Origin of the sequence: Paractinoplanes ovalisporus, assembly GCF_016834655.1 — a bacterium.
Taxonomy (GTDB): domain Bacteria; phylum Actinomycetota; class Actinomycetes; order Mycobacteriales; family Micromonosporaceae; genus Actinoplanes; species Actinoplanes ovalisporus.
In genome coordinates, this window is record NZ_JAENHP010000006.1 from 72,421 (window position 1) to 87,027 (window position 14,607).

General features: G+C 70.2%; 11 protein-coding genes. 8 read left to right on the top strand and 3 right to left on the bottom strand.

What is annotated here, in order from left to right; all coding sequences use genetic code 11:
- Window positions 1-111 precede the first annotated feature (111 nt).
- The gene (locus tag JIG36_RS20395; RefSeq protein WP_203377943.1) at window positions 112-2,199 is read right to left on the bottom strand and encodes a SpoIIE family protein phosphatase; all 2,088 of its coding nucleotides are present in this window, start codon (window positions 2,197-2,199) and stop codon (window positions 112-114) included.
- A 62-nt stretch (window positions 2,200-2,261) separates the two neighbouring features.
- Here JIG36_RS20395 and JIG36_RS20400 point away from each other — a divergent pair, with 62 nt between their 5' ends.
- Window positions 2,262-6,668 carry a HAMP domain-containing protein gene (locus tag JIG36_RS20400; RefSeq protein ID WP_203377944.1) on the top strand — a complete coding sequence of 1,469 codons (4,407 nt, stop codon included), beginning with the start codon at window positions 2,262-2,264 and terminating at the stop codon, window positions 6,666-6,668.
- Window positions 6,669-6,687: 19 nt separating this feature from the next.
- Window positions 6,688-7,236, top strand: coding sequence for a response regulator (locus JIG36_RS20405; protein ID WP_203377945.1), 549 nt, complete (start codon window positions 6,688-6,690; stop codon window positions 7,234-7,236).
- Between the two features lie 4 nt (window positions 7,237-7,240).
- Here JIG36_RS20405 and JIG36_RS20410 read toward each other — a convergent pair whose 3' ends face one another.
- Complete coding sequence (locus JIG36_RS20410; protein ID WP_203377946.1) at window positions 7,241-7,567, bottom strand: STAS domain-containing protein; 327 nt, start codon at window positions 7,565-7,567, stop codon at window positions 7,241-7,243.
- A 146-nt stretch (window positions 7,568-7,713) separates the two neighbouring features.
- On the opposite strand from JIG36_RS20410, the gene hemL reads away from it, so the two are divergent.
- Genes hemL through ccsB form a run of 6 tightly spaced genes read left to right on the top strand, consistent with a single transcriptional unit; the run spans window position 7,714 to window position 13,651 of the window.
- Entirely contained in the window at window positions 7,714-9,057 is a 1,344-nt protein-coding gene (gene hemL / locus JIG36_RS20415; protein ID WP_203377947.1) for a glutamate-1-semialdehyde 2,1-aminomutase, read from the top strand.
- On the top strand, window positions 9,054-9,701 hold the full coding sequence (locus tag JIG36_RS20420; protein ID WP_203377948.1) for a histidine phosphatase family protein: 648 nt from the start codon (window positions 9,054-9,056) through the stop codon (window positions 9,699-9,701). Before hemL ends, JIG36_RS20420 begins: the two co-directional genes overlap by 4 nt.
- On the top strand, window positions 9,698-10,261 hold the full coding sequence (locus JIG36_RS20425; protein ID WP_438870742.1) for a TlpA disulfide reductase family protein: 564 nt from the start codon (window positions 9,698-9,700) through the stop codon (window positions 10,259-10,261). Before JIG36_RS20420 ends, JIG36_RS20425 begins: the two co-directional genes overlap by 4 nt.
- Window positions 10,261-11,055, top strand: coding sequence for a cytochrome c biogenesis CcdA family protein (locus JIG36_RS20430; protein WP_203377950.1), 795 nt, complete (start codon window positions 10,261-10,263; stop codon window positions 11,053-11,055). Before JIG36_RS20425 ends, JIG36_RS20430 begins: the two co-directional genes overlap by 1 nt.
- Window positions 11,052-12,674, top strand: a complete 1,623-nt coding sequence (gene resB, locus JIG36_RS20435; protein WP_203377951.1) for a cytochrome c biogenesis protein ResB — start codon at window positions 11,052-11,054, stop codon at window positions 12,672-12,674. Before JIG36_RS20430 ends, resB begins: the two co-directional genes overlap by 4 nt.
- A complete protein-coding gene (ccsB, locus tag JIG36_RS20440; RefSeq protein ID WP_203377952.1) occupies window positions 12,674-13,651 on the top strand; it encodes a c-type cytochrome biogenesis protein CcsB in 978 nt (325 codons plus the stop codon). Before resB ends, ccsB begins: the two co-directional genes overlap by 1 nt.
- A 16-nt stretch (window positions 13,652-13,667) precedes the next feature.
- On the opposite strand, the gene JIG36_RS20445 is transcribed toward ccsB, so the two are convergent.
- Window positions 13,668-14,576 (bottom strand): hypothetical protein, encoded by a 909-nt coding sequence (locus JIG36_RS20445; RefSeq protein ID WP_307872816.1) that lies wholly within the window; start codon window positions 14,574-14,576, stop codon window positions 13,668-13,670.
- Window positions 14,577-14,607 lie beyond the last annotated feature (31 nt).

The window sequence follows — 14,607 nt, forward strand, 5'->3', positions numbered from 1 at the left end:
GCTGTGCCGCCGTCCTTCTCAGGCGCCGTCGCGTGGGTCAGGATCGCGGTGTCAGGCCGAGCCTGTCAGGAGTCGTTTCGCGGGCCGGACCGCGATGTCGGGGCGGACCGGTCAGGCGTCGTTGCGCAGGACCAGGATCGCGATGTCGTCCCGGGGCTCCTCGACCGAGAAGTTAATGGTGGTGGAGCGCAGCCGGGCCGCCATCACCTCGGCCGGATAGCCGGCCAGCGGCCCCGCCGCGTCGCGCAGCCGGCTCGTGCCGAACAGCTCCCGCCCGCGCCGGCGCTCGGTCACGCCGTCGGTATAGAAGATCAGCGAGTCGCCCGGCTGCAGCCGCACGTCGACGTCGGGCGAGGTGATCGACTCGAGCAGGCCGAGCGCCGTGCCGCCCTCACCCACGAACGACGTCTTGCCGTCCCCGTTGACCAGCACGGCCCGGTCGTGGCCGGCCAGGTGCAGGCAGACGTCGAGCACGCCGCCGGCCGAGCGCGTGACCGAGGCCATCGCGAGCGTGCAGTAGCGCCCACCACCCCGCTGGACCAGCGTCTTGTTGACCCGGCAGAGGATCTCGCCCATCGGCTTGCCGTCGTCGACCAGGATGCGGATCACGTCGCGGACCAGGCCGGTCACCGTCGCCGCCTGCACACCCTTGCCCGACACATCCCCGACGACCACGATCCAGCTGTCGGGGCCCGAGGGCACCACGTCGTAGAAGTCGCCGCCGACCTCGGAGCCGGTCGGCACGTATTCCGCGGCGAATCCAACCCCCTCGACCTTGGGCAACGCCGGGGGCAGCAGGGAGGCCTGGAGCGTACGGGCGACCTTGTGCCTCTCGTCGTGGATGCGCGCGTTGTCGATCGCCAGGGCCGCGCGCCGGGCGACGTCTTCCAGCACGTTCACCTCGTCGGCGTCGTGCCGGATGCGGTGGTGCCGGCCCACGGCCAGCGTGCCCAGCCGGGTGCCCCGAGCGACCAGCGGCACCGCGAAGCCCTCGGTCGGCGCGCCCAGCATCACCTGGGTGCCCAGGCGGGAGGCCTCCTCGAGGCGGGTCAGGATCGAGTCGGGCCCGGTCTCGGCCAGCGTCTCGTGCAGCTGGGGCAGCAAAGCCTCGTCGGTGTGCGTGGCCGCCGCCAGCTGCAGCCGGCCCCAGGCGTCGGTGGTGTGCACCGCACACCACTGGCCCAGCCGCGGCACCACCAGCTGCGGGATCAGCGCCATCGTGAGGTTGACGTCGAGCGACTGGGCGAGCAGCTCGCTCGCCTCGGCCAGGAAGGTCAGCCACGTCTGGCGGCGCAGGTCGGCGCGGCGCAGGCGGTCGTTCTCCAGATGGAGCGAGAAACGCTCGGCGACCAGCGTGGCCAGCGGCTGGGCGAAGCCGACGGGGGAGGCGTCGAGCTCGAGCTCACCCGCGTACGGCCGTTGGACCAGCAGCGGCACCCGGATCGTGTCGGCGTCGTCGCGCGGCGCCCGGCCGTAGCGGGCCAGCATCTGGCGCCCGCCGCCGTCGCCGCGGTCGAGCCGGATCACACCACCGGCCGCGCCGGTCAGCCGCGCGAGCTGGGCCAGCAGGTCGGCCGCGAACTCGGCCACGCCCTCCTCGGAGTGCCGCTCGGGGTTGACCTGCAGCAGCGTGGTGAGCGCGCCGACGCTGGGCGTGCCGTCCTCGGGGGCGTTCATCGTCGCGGGCACCACGGCGGTGACCTCGCCGGTCGGGGCCCGCTCGAGCCGGAACCAGACACCCTTGCCCGAACCCTCGTGCACCGTGCCCCAGCGGCTCGCGAAATGGTCGACCAGCAGCAGGCCACGGCCCCGCTCGGCCACCTCGCCGATGTCCACGCTCTCGTTGCGCGGCCCGATCGCCAGCTGCTCGACCGGGCCCGGCGCGAAGTCGGTGACCGTTACCGTCAGTCCGGTCGTGTCGGCGCGCACCTCGATGTCGAGCTCGGTGTTGGCGTGCACCACCGCATTGGTGGAAAGCTCGGTGGTCAGCAGCAACGCCTCGTTGAGCAGGCTTTCGAGCCCGGCCTCCTCGAGGACCGAGCGCACGAGGGCGCGCGCGGCGGCCGGGGTTCTCCGGTCGTTGGGCAGCCGGACGCGCCGGACCAGCCCACCCGAAGGGGTGTCCGAGATCGCATCGGCCACTGACACGCATGCATCCTCTCCTGTAGGTGGGCCCGTGCACAAAGTCGTCTCTCGCATTGACCCGGTCGAGCGAGAGAGGATAGGGAGCCCACGCCGGATGGACAGCGAGTGAGGACAGCATGACCGCGGCCAAAGAAGCCAGCGTCGGCCTGCCCGACGACACCGCCGTGCTCGGTGAACTCGCCGAGGCCCTGCGGCGTGTTCGCCGAGGCGATCTCAAGGTGCGGCTGCCCCGCCGCAGCGGGACCGCCGGTGAGGTCGCCGATGCGTTCAACGAGGTGGTGTCGCTCCAGGAGCGGCAGAATCTCGACCTGCGCCGGATCAGCCGGATCGTCGGACGCGACGGCCGGCTCACCGAACGCCTCGACGACGAGGGCCTCGACGGCTCCTGGGCCGACAGCGTCCGATCAGTGAACTCCCTGATCGATGACCTCGGCCGGCCCACCACGGAGATCTCCCGCGTCATCGTGGCCGTCGCCGAGGGTGACCTCTCGCAGCACATGGCGCTGGAGATGGACGGACGACCCCTTCGGGGTGAATTCCTGCGCATCGGCCGCACGGTCAACACCATGGTCGACCAGCTGTCGTCGTTCGCCGACGAGGTGACCCGGGTGGCCCGCGAGGTGGGCACCGAGGGCGAGCTGGGCGGCCAGGCCGACGTCCGGGGCGTGGCCGGCACGTGGAAGGACCTGACCGATTCGGTCAACACGATGGCGTCGAACCTGACCCACCAGGTGCGGTCCATCTCACAGGTCGCGACGGCCATGGCGCGGGGCGATCTGTCCCAGAAGATCACGGTTTCGGCCCGGGGTGAGGTCGCCGAGCTGTCCGACACCATGAACGGCCTGACCGACACCCTGCGGCTCTTCGCCGAGCAGGTGACCCGGGTCGCCCGCGAGGTGGGCACCGAGGGCAAGCTGGGTGGCCAGGCCGAGGTGCCGAACGTGGCCGGCACCTGGAAGGACCTCACCGACTCGGTGAACTCGATGGCCTCGAACCTGACGAGCCAGGTGCGCAACATCGCCCAGGTGTCGACGGCGGTGGCCAAGGGTGACCTGTCGCAGAAGATCACGGTGGCCGCGCAGGGCGAGATCCTGGAGCTCAAGGACACCGTCAACACGATGGTCGACCAGCTGTCGAGCTTCGCCGACGAGGTCACCCGCGTGGCCCGCGAGGTCGGCACCGACGGCCGGCTGGGTGGTCAGGCCCAGGTGCGCGGCGTCTCCGGCACCTGGCGCGACCTGACCGAGAACGTGAACCAGCTCGCCGACAACCTCACCGACCAGGTGCGCAACATCGCCCAGGTCTCCACGGCGGTCGCCAAGGGTGACCTGTCGCAGAAGATCACGGTTGACGCCCGGGGTGAGATCGCCGAGCTCAAGAACACCGTGAACACCATGGTCGACCAGCTCTCCAGCTTCGCCGAAGAGGTGACCCGCGTGGCCCGCGAGGTCGGCTCGGAGGGCAAGCTCGGCGGCCAGGCCCAGGTGAAGGGCGTCTCGGGCACGTGGCGCGACCTCACCGACAACGTGAACTACATGGCCTCGAACCTGACGAGCCAGGTGCGCAACATCTCGTCGGTCACCCAGGCCGTGGCCAAGGGTGACCTGTCGCAGAAGATCACGGTCGACGCCCGCGGCGAGATCCTCGAGCTCAAGTCGACCGTCAACACCATGGTCGACCAGCTGTCCTCGTTCGCCGACGAGGTCACGCGTGTGGCCCGCGAGGTGGGCACCGAGGGCAAGCTGGGCGGTCAGGCGCAGGTGCGGGGCGTGGCCGGCACGTGGCGCGACCTCACCGACAACGTCAACTCGATGGCCTCGAACCTCACCGGCCAGGTCCGCAACATCGCCCAGGTCTCGACGGCGGTCGCCAAGGGTGACCTGTCGCAGAAGATCACGGTCGACGCCCAGGGCGAGATCCTGGAGCTGAAGTCGACCGTGAACATCATGGTCGACCAGCTGTCGTCGTTCGCCGACGAGGTGACCCGCGTGGCCCGCGAGGTGGGCTCGGAGGGCAAGCTGGGCGGTCAGGCGCAGGTGCGGGGCGTGGCCGGCACGTGGCGCGACCTCACCGACAACGTGAACTACATGGCGTCGAACCTGACGGCCCAGGTGCGCAACATCGCCTCGGTCACCACGGCGGTGGCCAAGGGTGACCTGTCGCAGAAGATCACGGTCGACGCCCGCGGCGAGATCCTGGAGCTCAAGGACACCGTCAACACGATGGTCGACCAGCTCTCCAGCTTCGCCACCGAGGTCACCCGGGTCGGCCGCGAGGTTGGCGTCGAGGGCAAGCTCGGCGGTCAGGCCCAGGTCAAGGGCGTCTCCGGCACCTGGCAGGACCTCACCGACAACGTGAACCAGCTGGCCTCGACGCTGACGATCCAGCTGCGCGCGATCGCCGAGGTGTCCACCGCCGTGACCCGCGGCGACCTGACCCAGAGCATCGCGGTCGAGGCCCAGGGCGAGGTGGCTGAGCTCAAGGACAACATCAACCAGATGATCGTCACGCTCCGCGAGACGACCAAGGCCAACGCCGAGCAGGGCTGGCTCGACTCCAACCTGGCCCGCATCGGTGGCCTGCTGCAGGGTCAGCGTGATCTCGGCGAGGTCTGCCGCATGATCATGACCGAGGTGACCCCGCTGGTCGACGCCCAGCTCGGCGCGTTCTTCCTGGTCGACAACGAGCAGGCGGTCATGCGGCTGCGGCTGGCCGCCTCGTACGGCTATGTCGCCCGCAACCACGAGGTGACCTTCGGGCCGGGCGAGGGGCTGGTCGGTCAGGCCGCGGTCTCGCGCCGCACGATCCGGGTGCGGGCCACCCACGACGGCATCCTGACCATGCGCTCCGGCCTGATGTCGATGCCGCCGAACGACCTGGTCGTGCTGCCGGTGCTGTTCGAGGGCGAAATGCTCGGCGTGATCGAGTTCGCCTCGGTGGCGGCCTTCTCCGGGTTGCATCTCACGTTCCTGGAGCGGCTGGTCTCCACGATCGGCGTCGCCCTCAACACCATCCAGGCCAACCGCCGTACGGAGGAACTTCTCTCGCAGTCGCAGCGTCTGGCCCGCGAGATGCAGGACCAGTCGGCCGAGCTGCAGCGCACCAACGCCGAGCTGGAGGACAAGGCCCAGCTGCTGAGCGAGCAGAAGGCCAACATCGAGACCAAGAACCGCGAGATCGAGCAGGCCCGCCGCGGCCTGGAGGAGAAGGCGCAGCAGCTCAGCCGGGCCAGCGCGTACAAGTCGGAGTTCCTGGCCAACATGAGCCACGAGCTGCGCACGCCGCTGAACTCGCTGCTGCTGCTGGCCCGGCTGCTGGCCGACAACAACGACACCAACCTGACCGAGAAGCAGATCGAGTTCGCCCGCACGATCCACAGCGCCGGCACCGACCTGCTCTCGCTGATCGACGACATCCTCGACCTCGCCAAGATCGAGGCCGGCCGGATGGACGTCGAACCCGACCAGGTCGACTTCGAGGGTGTGCGCAGCTACGTCGAGCAGGCCTTCGCGCCGCAGGCCAACGAGAAGGGCCTGGAGTTCCGGGTCTGGCTGCAGCCGGGGCTGCCCGAGTCGATCCTCACCGACACCCAGCGGCTCCACCAGATCCTGCGCAACATGCTGTCCAACGCGGTCAAGTTCACCGACAACGGCTCGGTGACGCTGAGCATCTTCGGCGCCCCGCCCGAGACCGACTTCGAGATCCCGGCGCTGGCCGCGGCCCGGCAGGTGATCGCGTTCGCGGTGACCGACACCGGCATCGGCATCAACGACGAGAAGCTGGCGATCATCTTCGAGCCGTTCCAGCAGGCCGACGGCACGACGACCCGCAAGTACGGCGGCACCGGCCTGGGGCTGTCGATCAGCCGCGACCTGGCCGCCCTGCTCGGCGGCACGATCGTGGTCTCGTCCCGGCCCGGTGAGGGCTCGACGTTCACGCTCTACATGCCCGACGCGCTCAGCGCCGAGGCCATCCCGCCGCTGAGTCTGCCCACCCTGCCGTCGACCACGGTCGTGGTGCAGCCCGCGCCGGCCCCGCTCGACATGCCGCTGATGGAGATGCCGGTGCTCAGCCACCGCCCCGAGATCGAGGGACATGTGGTGAGCCCGGCCAGCCGTCAGCTCGACGGCGCGACCGTGCTGATCGTCGACGACGACGTGCGCAACGTGTTCGCGCTGACCAGCGCGCTCGAGATGCACGGGCTCAACGTCCTGTACTCCGACAACGGGGTCGACGGCGTCCGCAAGCTGGCCGAGCACCCCGAGGTCGACATCGTGCTGATGGACGCGATGATGCCCGACCAGGACGGCTACGAGACGACCCGGGGAATCCGCCGAAATCAGCGCTTCCAGGATCTCCCGGTAGTCTTCCTGACGGCGAAGGCGATGCCCGGCGACCGGGAGTCGGCGCTCGCGGCCGGCGCCAGCGACTACATCACCAAGCCCGTCGACCTCGATGAGCTGATCGAGCTGATGGCCCGCTGGGTGAACGCCGACAAGACCACGGAGCCGGACCTGGGCTGAGGTCCACGAGGGGAGCACGGTGGCGGAGCGCGCGAAGGCCCTGCTGGTCGACGATCGCAAGGACAACCTGCTCGCCCTGGAGGCCATCCTCCAGGGCCTGCCGGTCACCCCGGTGGCGGTCGAGAGCGGCGAGGCCGCGCTGAAGCAGCTGCTGACCGACGATTTCGCGGTCATCCTGCTCGACGCCCAGATGCCCAACATGGACGGCTTCGAGACCGCCGGCCACATCAAACGGCGGGAACGCACCCGGCACGTGCCGATCCTGTTCCTCACCGCCGCCGACCGCGACGCCCAGCTCGCGCTGCGGGGCTATGCGGTCGGCGCGGTCGACTACCTGACGAAGCCCTTCGACCCGTGGGTGCTGCGGGCCAAGGTCTCGATCTTCGTTGATCTGTGGAACAAGACACAGCAGCTCAAGGCCCATTCCGAGGCGACCCGTGAGCGTGAGGCGCAGTGGCAGCGGCTCACCGAGACGGTCGACGAGGCAGCGCGGGTGCTGCGCTCGGGCGGCGACGAGGCGGCCGCCGAGGCGCTGGCCCTGCTCGAGAAGGCCCGCTGGGGAAACTGACCCCTCAGGCGGTGCTGCTGATCATCAGCGCGCTGCGCAGGCCCGTGATGTCGAGCACTCGGAGCAGGAAGTCGCCGACGTTGGCCAGAGCCAGGACAGAACGGGCATGTTGCGCCTTGCGGCTGAGCACCACGAGCGTGCCGAGGCCCTGGGAGTCGCAGAACGTGACGCCGGCCATGTCGAGCACGATGCGGGCGGGCGGATCGGTCAGAACCTCGTTGACCAGCGTCGACAGGTTCGTGACCGTGAGCACGTCGATTTCCCCGGCGAGGTGGAAGATGACCTCGTCGGGTGCGTGCTCAGCTGTGATCGACAGCTCGGGTCGCTCCACGCGGCCAGCCTATCGCCTGTGCGCATGTTCGGCCTGTTGGGCACGACCGTATCGGGGCGTTCCCGACAACACCGGTGGCCGCTGCGCGTCATCCTCGGGTGATGTGAGGAACCCTCTTGAGATTCCCGCCGGACCGCGCTGACACAATGGGAGCCGCTGTGACCACCTCATACCGCGCCGAGGGCCTCCCCTACCCGGAGGACGCCCCGGTCTCCCAGGCCCTGTTCGACCGCGCCCAGGCCATCGTGCCGGGCGGGGTCAATTCACCCGTGCGTGCGTTCCGAGCGGTCGGCGGCACGCCCCGATTCATGGACCACGGCAAGGGCCCGTGGCTCACCGACGCCGACGGCCGCCGCTATGTCGACCTGGTCTGCTCGTGGGGTCCGCTGATCCACGGTCACGCCCACCCCGAGATCATCGCGGCGATCACCGCCGCCGCCTCGCGGGGCACCAGCTTCGGCACCCCCACGGCGGGCGAGGTCGAGCTGGCCGAGGAGATCGTCCGCCGCACCCCGGTCGACGAGGTCCGCCTGGTCAACTCGGGCACCGAGGCCACCATGACGGCGATCCGGCTGGCCCGGGGCTACACCGGCCGTTCCAAGATCGTGAAGTTCGCCGGCTGCTACCACGGCCACGTCGACGCGCTGCTGGCCGCGGCCGGCTCCGGGGTCGCGACGCTGGGCCTGCCCGACTCGCCCGGCGTGACCGGCGCCGCCGCCAGCGAGACGATCGTGCTGCCGTACAACGACGTGGCCGCCGTCGAGGAGGCCTTCCGGCAGGACGGCGCCGACATCGCCGCGATCATCACCGAGGCCGCGGCCGGCAACATGGGCGTGGTCGCCCCGCGCGACGGCTTCAACCAGCGGCTGGCCGAGATCGCCCACGCGGCCGGCGCCCTGCTGATCGTCGACGAGGTGATGACCGGCTTCCGCGTCTCGGCCGGCGGCTGGGCCGGGCTCGACCCGGTCGACGCCGACCTGTTCACCTTCGGCAAGGTCATGGGCGGTGGCCTGCCCGCGGCGGCGTTCGGCGGCCGCCGCGAGATCATGTCGCGGCTGGCCCCGGCCGGCCCGGTCTATCAGGCCGGCACCCTCTCGGGAAACCCGCTGGCCTGCGCGGCCGGCGTCACCTCGCTGCGGCTCGCCGACGAGTCGGTCTACAAGCGGCTCGACGAGCTCTCGGCCACGGTCGGCGCGCTCGCCTCCGACGCCCTGACCACCGAGGGCGTCCCGCACCGGCTCTCGTTCGCCGGCAACATGTTCTCGATCTTCTTCACCGAGTCCGAGGTGGTCGACTACGAGTCGGCCAAGACCCAGGACGCGGGCGCGTTCAAGGCGTTCTTCCACGCGATGCTGGCCCGGGGCGTCTATCTGCCGCCGAGCGCCTTCGAGTCGTGGTTCGTCTCGACCGCGATCGACGAGGAGGCGCTGGAGCAGATCGCCGCCGCGCTGCCCCATGCGGCGCGGGCGGCAGCGGGGGGAGCGGCATGAGCAAGACGACCGTCCACGTGCTTCGGCACGGCGAGGTCTTCAACCCGAACAAGATCCTGTACGGCCGGTTGCCCGACTTCCATCTGTCGGAACTGGGCGCCCAGATGGCCGTCGCGGCGGCCGAGGCGCTGGCCAAGCGCCCGATCACCCACGTCGTGGCCAGCCCGCTGGAACGCGCGCAGGAGACGGCCGTCCCGATCGCCAAGGAGTTCGAGCTCGACATCGCCACCGACGTGCGGCTGATCGAGAGCGCGAACTACTTCGAGGGCAAGAAGGTGTCGGTCGGCGACGGCGCGCTCACCAACCCGCGGCACTGGTGGGTGCTGCGCGACCCGATCACCCCCTCGTGGGGCGAGGCCTACCTGGTCATCGCGCAGCGCATGTTCGCCGCGGTGCAGGCGGCCCGGGTCGCCGCCGAGGGGTCCGAGGCGGTCTGCGTCTCGCACCAGCTTCCGATCTGGACGCTGCGGCGCTATATAGAGAAGAAGCGTCTCTGGCACGACCCACGCCGCCGCCAGTGCGGCCTGGCCAGCCTCACGTCCTTCCACTTCGAAGACTCGAAGGTGGTCGGCATCGACTACTCCGAGCCCGCCGCCCATCTGGTGGCCCTCTCCGCGACTGCCAAGACCGCCAAGGGAGCTTGACCATGCGCCGCCTCGCCGCCGTCCTGGCCGCCGCCGCTGTCACGGCCGGCGTCCTCACCGGATGCGGCGGGGAGGACAATTGGGCCAAGAAGTGCGGCACCGCCGGCGGGGTGGTGGAATGCGGGCCCGATCAGCGCACCGAGGTCAAGCCGGTGAGCGGGGAGCTGCTCGACGGTGGCAGCTACGACCTCGCGCAGGACCGGGGCAAGGTCGTGGTGGTCAACTTCTGGGGATCGTGGTGCGCGCCCTGCCGGGCCGAGGCCGACGACCTGGAGAACACGTTCCAGGCCACCAAGGACAAGGGCGTCACGTTCATCGGGGTCAACTCCCGCGACGACAAGGACGCGGCCCGCGAGTTCGAGCGCGGCCGGGTGACCTACCCGAGCATCTACGACTTCGAGGGCCGGGTCGGCCTCCAGTTCGACGTGACCAACACCGCCATGCCGTCGACGCTGATCATCGACCGTCAGGGCCGGATCGCCGTCGCGATCCGCCAGGCCACCACCGTCACGCAGCTGCAGCCGCTGGTGGAAAGGGTGGCCGCGGAGGGGAACGGCTGATGGGTGAGAGCTTCGCCGGAATCGCCGGCACCGGGCCGCTGCTGCTGGCCATCGGGGTCGCGGTGCTCGCCGGGCTGGTCAGCATCCTGTCGCCGTGCGTGTTGCCGCTGCTGCCGGGCTATCTCTCCTACGTGACGGGCCTGGCCGGCTCCGACCTGGATGCCAAGGAGCCCGCCGAGGCCGGTGGCGGCGTGGCGACGCTGGCCCGGCCCAAGGCGCGGACCGGTCGTGTTCTGGCCGGGACGAGCCTCTTCGTCCTCGGGTTCACGGTCGTCTTCACTATCCTGACCACGGCCGTGGCCAACCTGACCTTCCTCGTACGCCATCAGGACGTGCTCAACATCGTCCTCGGCATCCTGATCATCCTGCTCGGCGTGGCCTACCTGGGGTGGATCCCCGGCATGCAGCGCGAGGCCCGCATCTCGAAGCTGCCCGCGGCCGGCCTGCTCGGCGCGCCGGTCTTCGGGGCGATCTTCGCGTTCTCGTGGATCCCGTGCGTCGGCCCGACCCTGGGCGCGGTCATGCTGCTCGCCTCCACGACCGGGGAGACCAGCCGCGCCGTCACGCTCGCCGTTGCGTACAGCCTGGGCCTGGGAATTCCGTTCGTGATCTTCGGTCTTTTCTTCCGCAAGCTGCTCGGCGTCTTCCGGGCGATCCGCCGGAACAGCCGCTGGGTCACCCGGATCGGCGGCGTGCTGCTCATCCTGGTCGGTCTGGCGCTGGTCACCGGCGGCTGGGCCCACTTCCTGGTGTGGCTGCGGGTCACCTTCGACTTCGGGGGGACGGTGCTGTGACCGTCGTCGAGGAACGCCCGGCTCCGTCCTCGGCGCCGCCACCGAGACGCGTCAACCGGCTCTGGGCGCTGCTGCGCAACTCGTGGCGGCAACTGACCAGCATGCGTACGGCGTTGGTCCTGCTCTTCCTCCTGGCCGTCGCGGCGATCCCCGGTTCGGTCTTCCCCCAGCGCGGGGTCAACGCCGAGCGCGTCACCCGCTATTACCAGGCGCACCCGCAGCTGGCGCCCTGGCTCGAGCGGCTCGGCGGTTTCGAGGTCTACTCCTCGGCCTGGTTCGCCTCGATCTATCTGCTGCTGTTCACGTCGTTGATCGGCTGTGTGGTTCCGCGCCTGCTCGACCACGTCCGTGCGCTGCGCCAGGCCCCGCCCGACGCGCCCAAGCGGCTCAACCGGCTGCCCCAGCACGCCGAGCCCTGGTCGCAGCCCGGTGTGCCGGCCGAGGTGGCCAAGTCCGTCGCGGCCGGCCTGCGCCGTCGCCGGTTCCGCACCAGGCTGCGCGAACGGGAGGACGGCAGCTGGACGGTCTCGGCCGAGAAGGGCTACCTCAAGGAGACCGGCAACCTGCTGTTCCACGCCGCCCTGCTGGCCGTGCTGATCGGGGTGGGCTTCGGGCACTGGTACGGCTGGCACGCCAACCGCATCCTGATCGGCGGCAACGAGCTGGGCTTCTGCAACACGCTCACCCAGTACGACGACTCCACGCTCGGCCCGCGCGTCGAACCGGCCGACCTGCCCAACTTCTGCCTGCGGCTCACCGACTTCGAGGCGACGTTCCAGTCGACCGGCCAGCCCCGGACCTTCTCGGCCACGGTCGGGGTCAGCGAGGACAACGGCCCGTACGAGACCCGCAAGTTCACGGTCAACGACCCGTTGCGGCTCGACGGCGCGAACGTCTATCTGCTCGGCCACGGCTACGCCCCGATCCTGAAGTACACCGACCGCTACGGTGTCTCGCAGACCAAGGTCGTGCCGTTCCTGCCGATGGACGCCATGCAGACCAGCGAGGGCGTCGCGCAGTTCCCCGACGTCAACATCGACCCCAAGAGCGACAAACGGGACTCCACGCTGCAGATGGGCTTTGAGGGGCTCTACCTGCCGACCTCGCCCACCGACGGCAGCGCGACGTCGGCGTTCCCGGCCGAGAACAACCCGATGCTCTACCTCAGCGCCTACCGCGGAGACCTCGGGCTCGACGTCGGCACGCCCGGCTCGGTCTACTCGCTCGACCAGGGCCAGATCGCCGGCGGCGACCTCAAGAAGGTCAGCGGCGACCGCCCGCACGCGCTCAAGCTGGGCGACACGTGGACCCTGGACGACGGCACCAAGCTGGAGTTCGTCGGCACCCGCCCGTTCGCCACGCTCTCCATCCGGCACGACCCGACCCAGGTGCTGGCGCTGGTCGGCGCCGTGGTCGGCCTGCTCGGCCTGATGCTCTCGCTGGGCGGTCACCGCCGTCGTGTCTGGTTCCACGTGCAACCAGATGCCGACCTGGCAGGTTCGCCCGGAGAGTCCGGCGGTACGTTGTTGACGGCCGGTGGTCTGCCCCGCACCGACTATCCCGGTTTTGAAGACGAGTTCAAGGCACTGGTGAAGGCCGCCGAGGAAGGGACACCCTGATGGCGGAGTTGTCGAATCAGCTGATGGCGGCGGCCGTCCTGGCCTATCTGGCCGCGATGGTCTGCTACGCGGGCGAATACGCGTTCGGCAAGCGCAGCCGCATCGGCCGCGCCGCCGTGCGCCCGGCGAAACAGCTGGTCGGCGCCGGTGCGCCGGTCTCCGACGACGTGGTGCCGGACGACGCGCCGGTGGTCGAGGAGCCGGTCCGGCGTGACCGCGGCGAACTCGTCGGCCGGATCGCGGTCGGCGTCAACCTGCTCGCCCTGCTGCTGCACCTCGGCGGCCTGGTCACCCGTGGCGTCGCGGCCGACCGCATGCCGTGGGGCAACATGTACGAATACATCCTGGCCACCACGTTCATCGCCTCGGCGGTGTGGGCCGGTGTCGTGCTCGCCCGCCCGGCCGTCCGCCACCTGGGCCTGTTCGCCACGCTGGCGCTGGTCGTCATGCTCGGCGCGGCCAGCATGATCGCCTACACCCCGGTCGGCCCGCTGGTGCCGGCGCTGCACTCCTACTGGTTCATCATCCACGTGTCGACGATCATCATCGGCTCCGGCATCTTCCTGATCGGCGCCGTGCCGGCCGCGATGTTCCTCATCCGCAACGGGTACGACGAGGGCAAGCGCCGCTTCCCCTACACGCTGGGCAAGCACGTGCCCGAGGCGATCGCGCTCGAGCGGCTGACGTTCCGCCTGCACGCGTTCGCGTTCCCGCTGTTCACGTTTGGCGCGCTCATCGCCGGGCCGATCTGGGCCGAGGCGTCGTGGGGCCGCTACTGGGGCTGGGACCCCAAGGAGGTGTGGGCGTTCATCTCGTGGATCGTCTACGCCGGTTACCTGCACGCGCGGGCCACACCCAGCGTCAAGCGCACGGTGGCGACCTGGATCGCGCTGCTCGGCTTCGTGACCATGCTGATGAACCTGTTCGGCGTCAACCTGTTCTTCGAGGGTCTGCACTCGTACGCCAACGCCGGCTGAGACCCCGCGGCCGCCCTCAACGGCGGCCGCAGTCGCCCGCCGTCCACGTGTCGTAGCGGGTCAGCCAGTCGAGGCAGAAGCCGCCGCTGAGCTCGCGCTTGGCCGGGTCGGTGCCGGTCAGCGTGGGCACGTCGTCGCGCCAGAACCGGGGCGACCCGCCGTCCGCGGGCCGCAGCCGCACGTTGTCGACGGTCACCGGCGGCACGTCGACCCGGCCCGGCCGCCCCGCGTCCACGTGCACCTCGACGTACTGCTCGATGGTCGCGGTGCTGCCCAGCGGCAGCTTCTGGGCGGTCAGCAGGTTCCACCGGTCGCCCCACCACAGCCAGGCGCTCCACACCCCGTCGGAGTCGGCGTGCAGGTCGAGCCACACCTTGTCGCCTTGCTTCAGCGTGTACTGGTCGTAGAACTGCCAGGTCTTGGTGTTGGTGTTGAACGTGTAGACCTTCTGGCGGCCCGGGTCGGCCCATCCCGTCTCGGCCCATCCCGCCTCGAGCCAGTTGATGGTGCCGCGGCCCATGTTGCGCTTGACCATGAAGCGGCTCGCCACGAAGTCGTACGTGCGGGGACGGATCGTGGTGTCGACGACCGACATCCGCCCGGAGACGCCGGCCCACTCGCCTCCGGTGTTGGCGCCCAGGTGGTGGTAGCCGCTCGGGGTGAACCCGGTCTGGCCGCGCCGCGCGATCCGCACCCCCGACTCCAGGATGTGACCTGCCGCACGACAGGCCCCCGGGGTCCGTTCGCCGGCCGGCCGGGTCGGCGCCCGCTTCGACTTGGCGGCGGGCGGGCAGGCCGGCAGGGACCGGATCGCAGCCTCTCCCGCGTGGGTCCTCTTGCCTGCGGAAACGGCCGGCGGAGCGGGAATCAGCGCCGTGGTCAGGGCCGCCATCGCGCACCACAGCACCGCGTTCCGGATCTTCACCTGCACCTCGTCTGCGCCGGAGGGGACAATT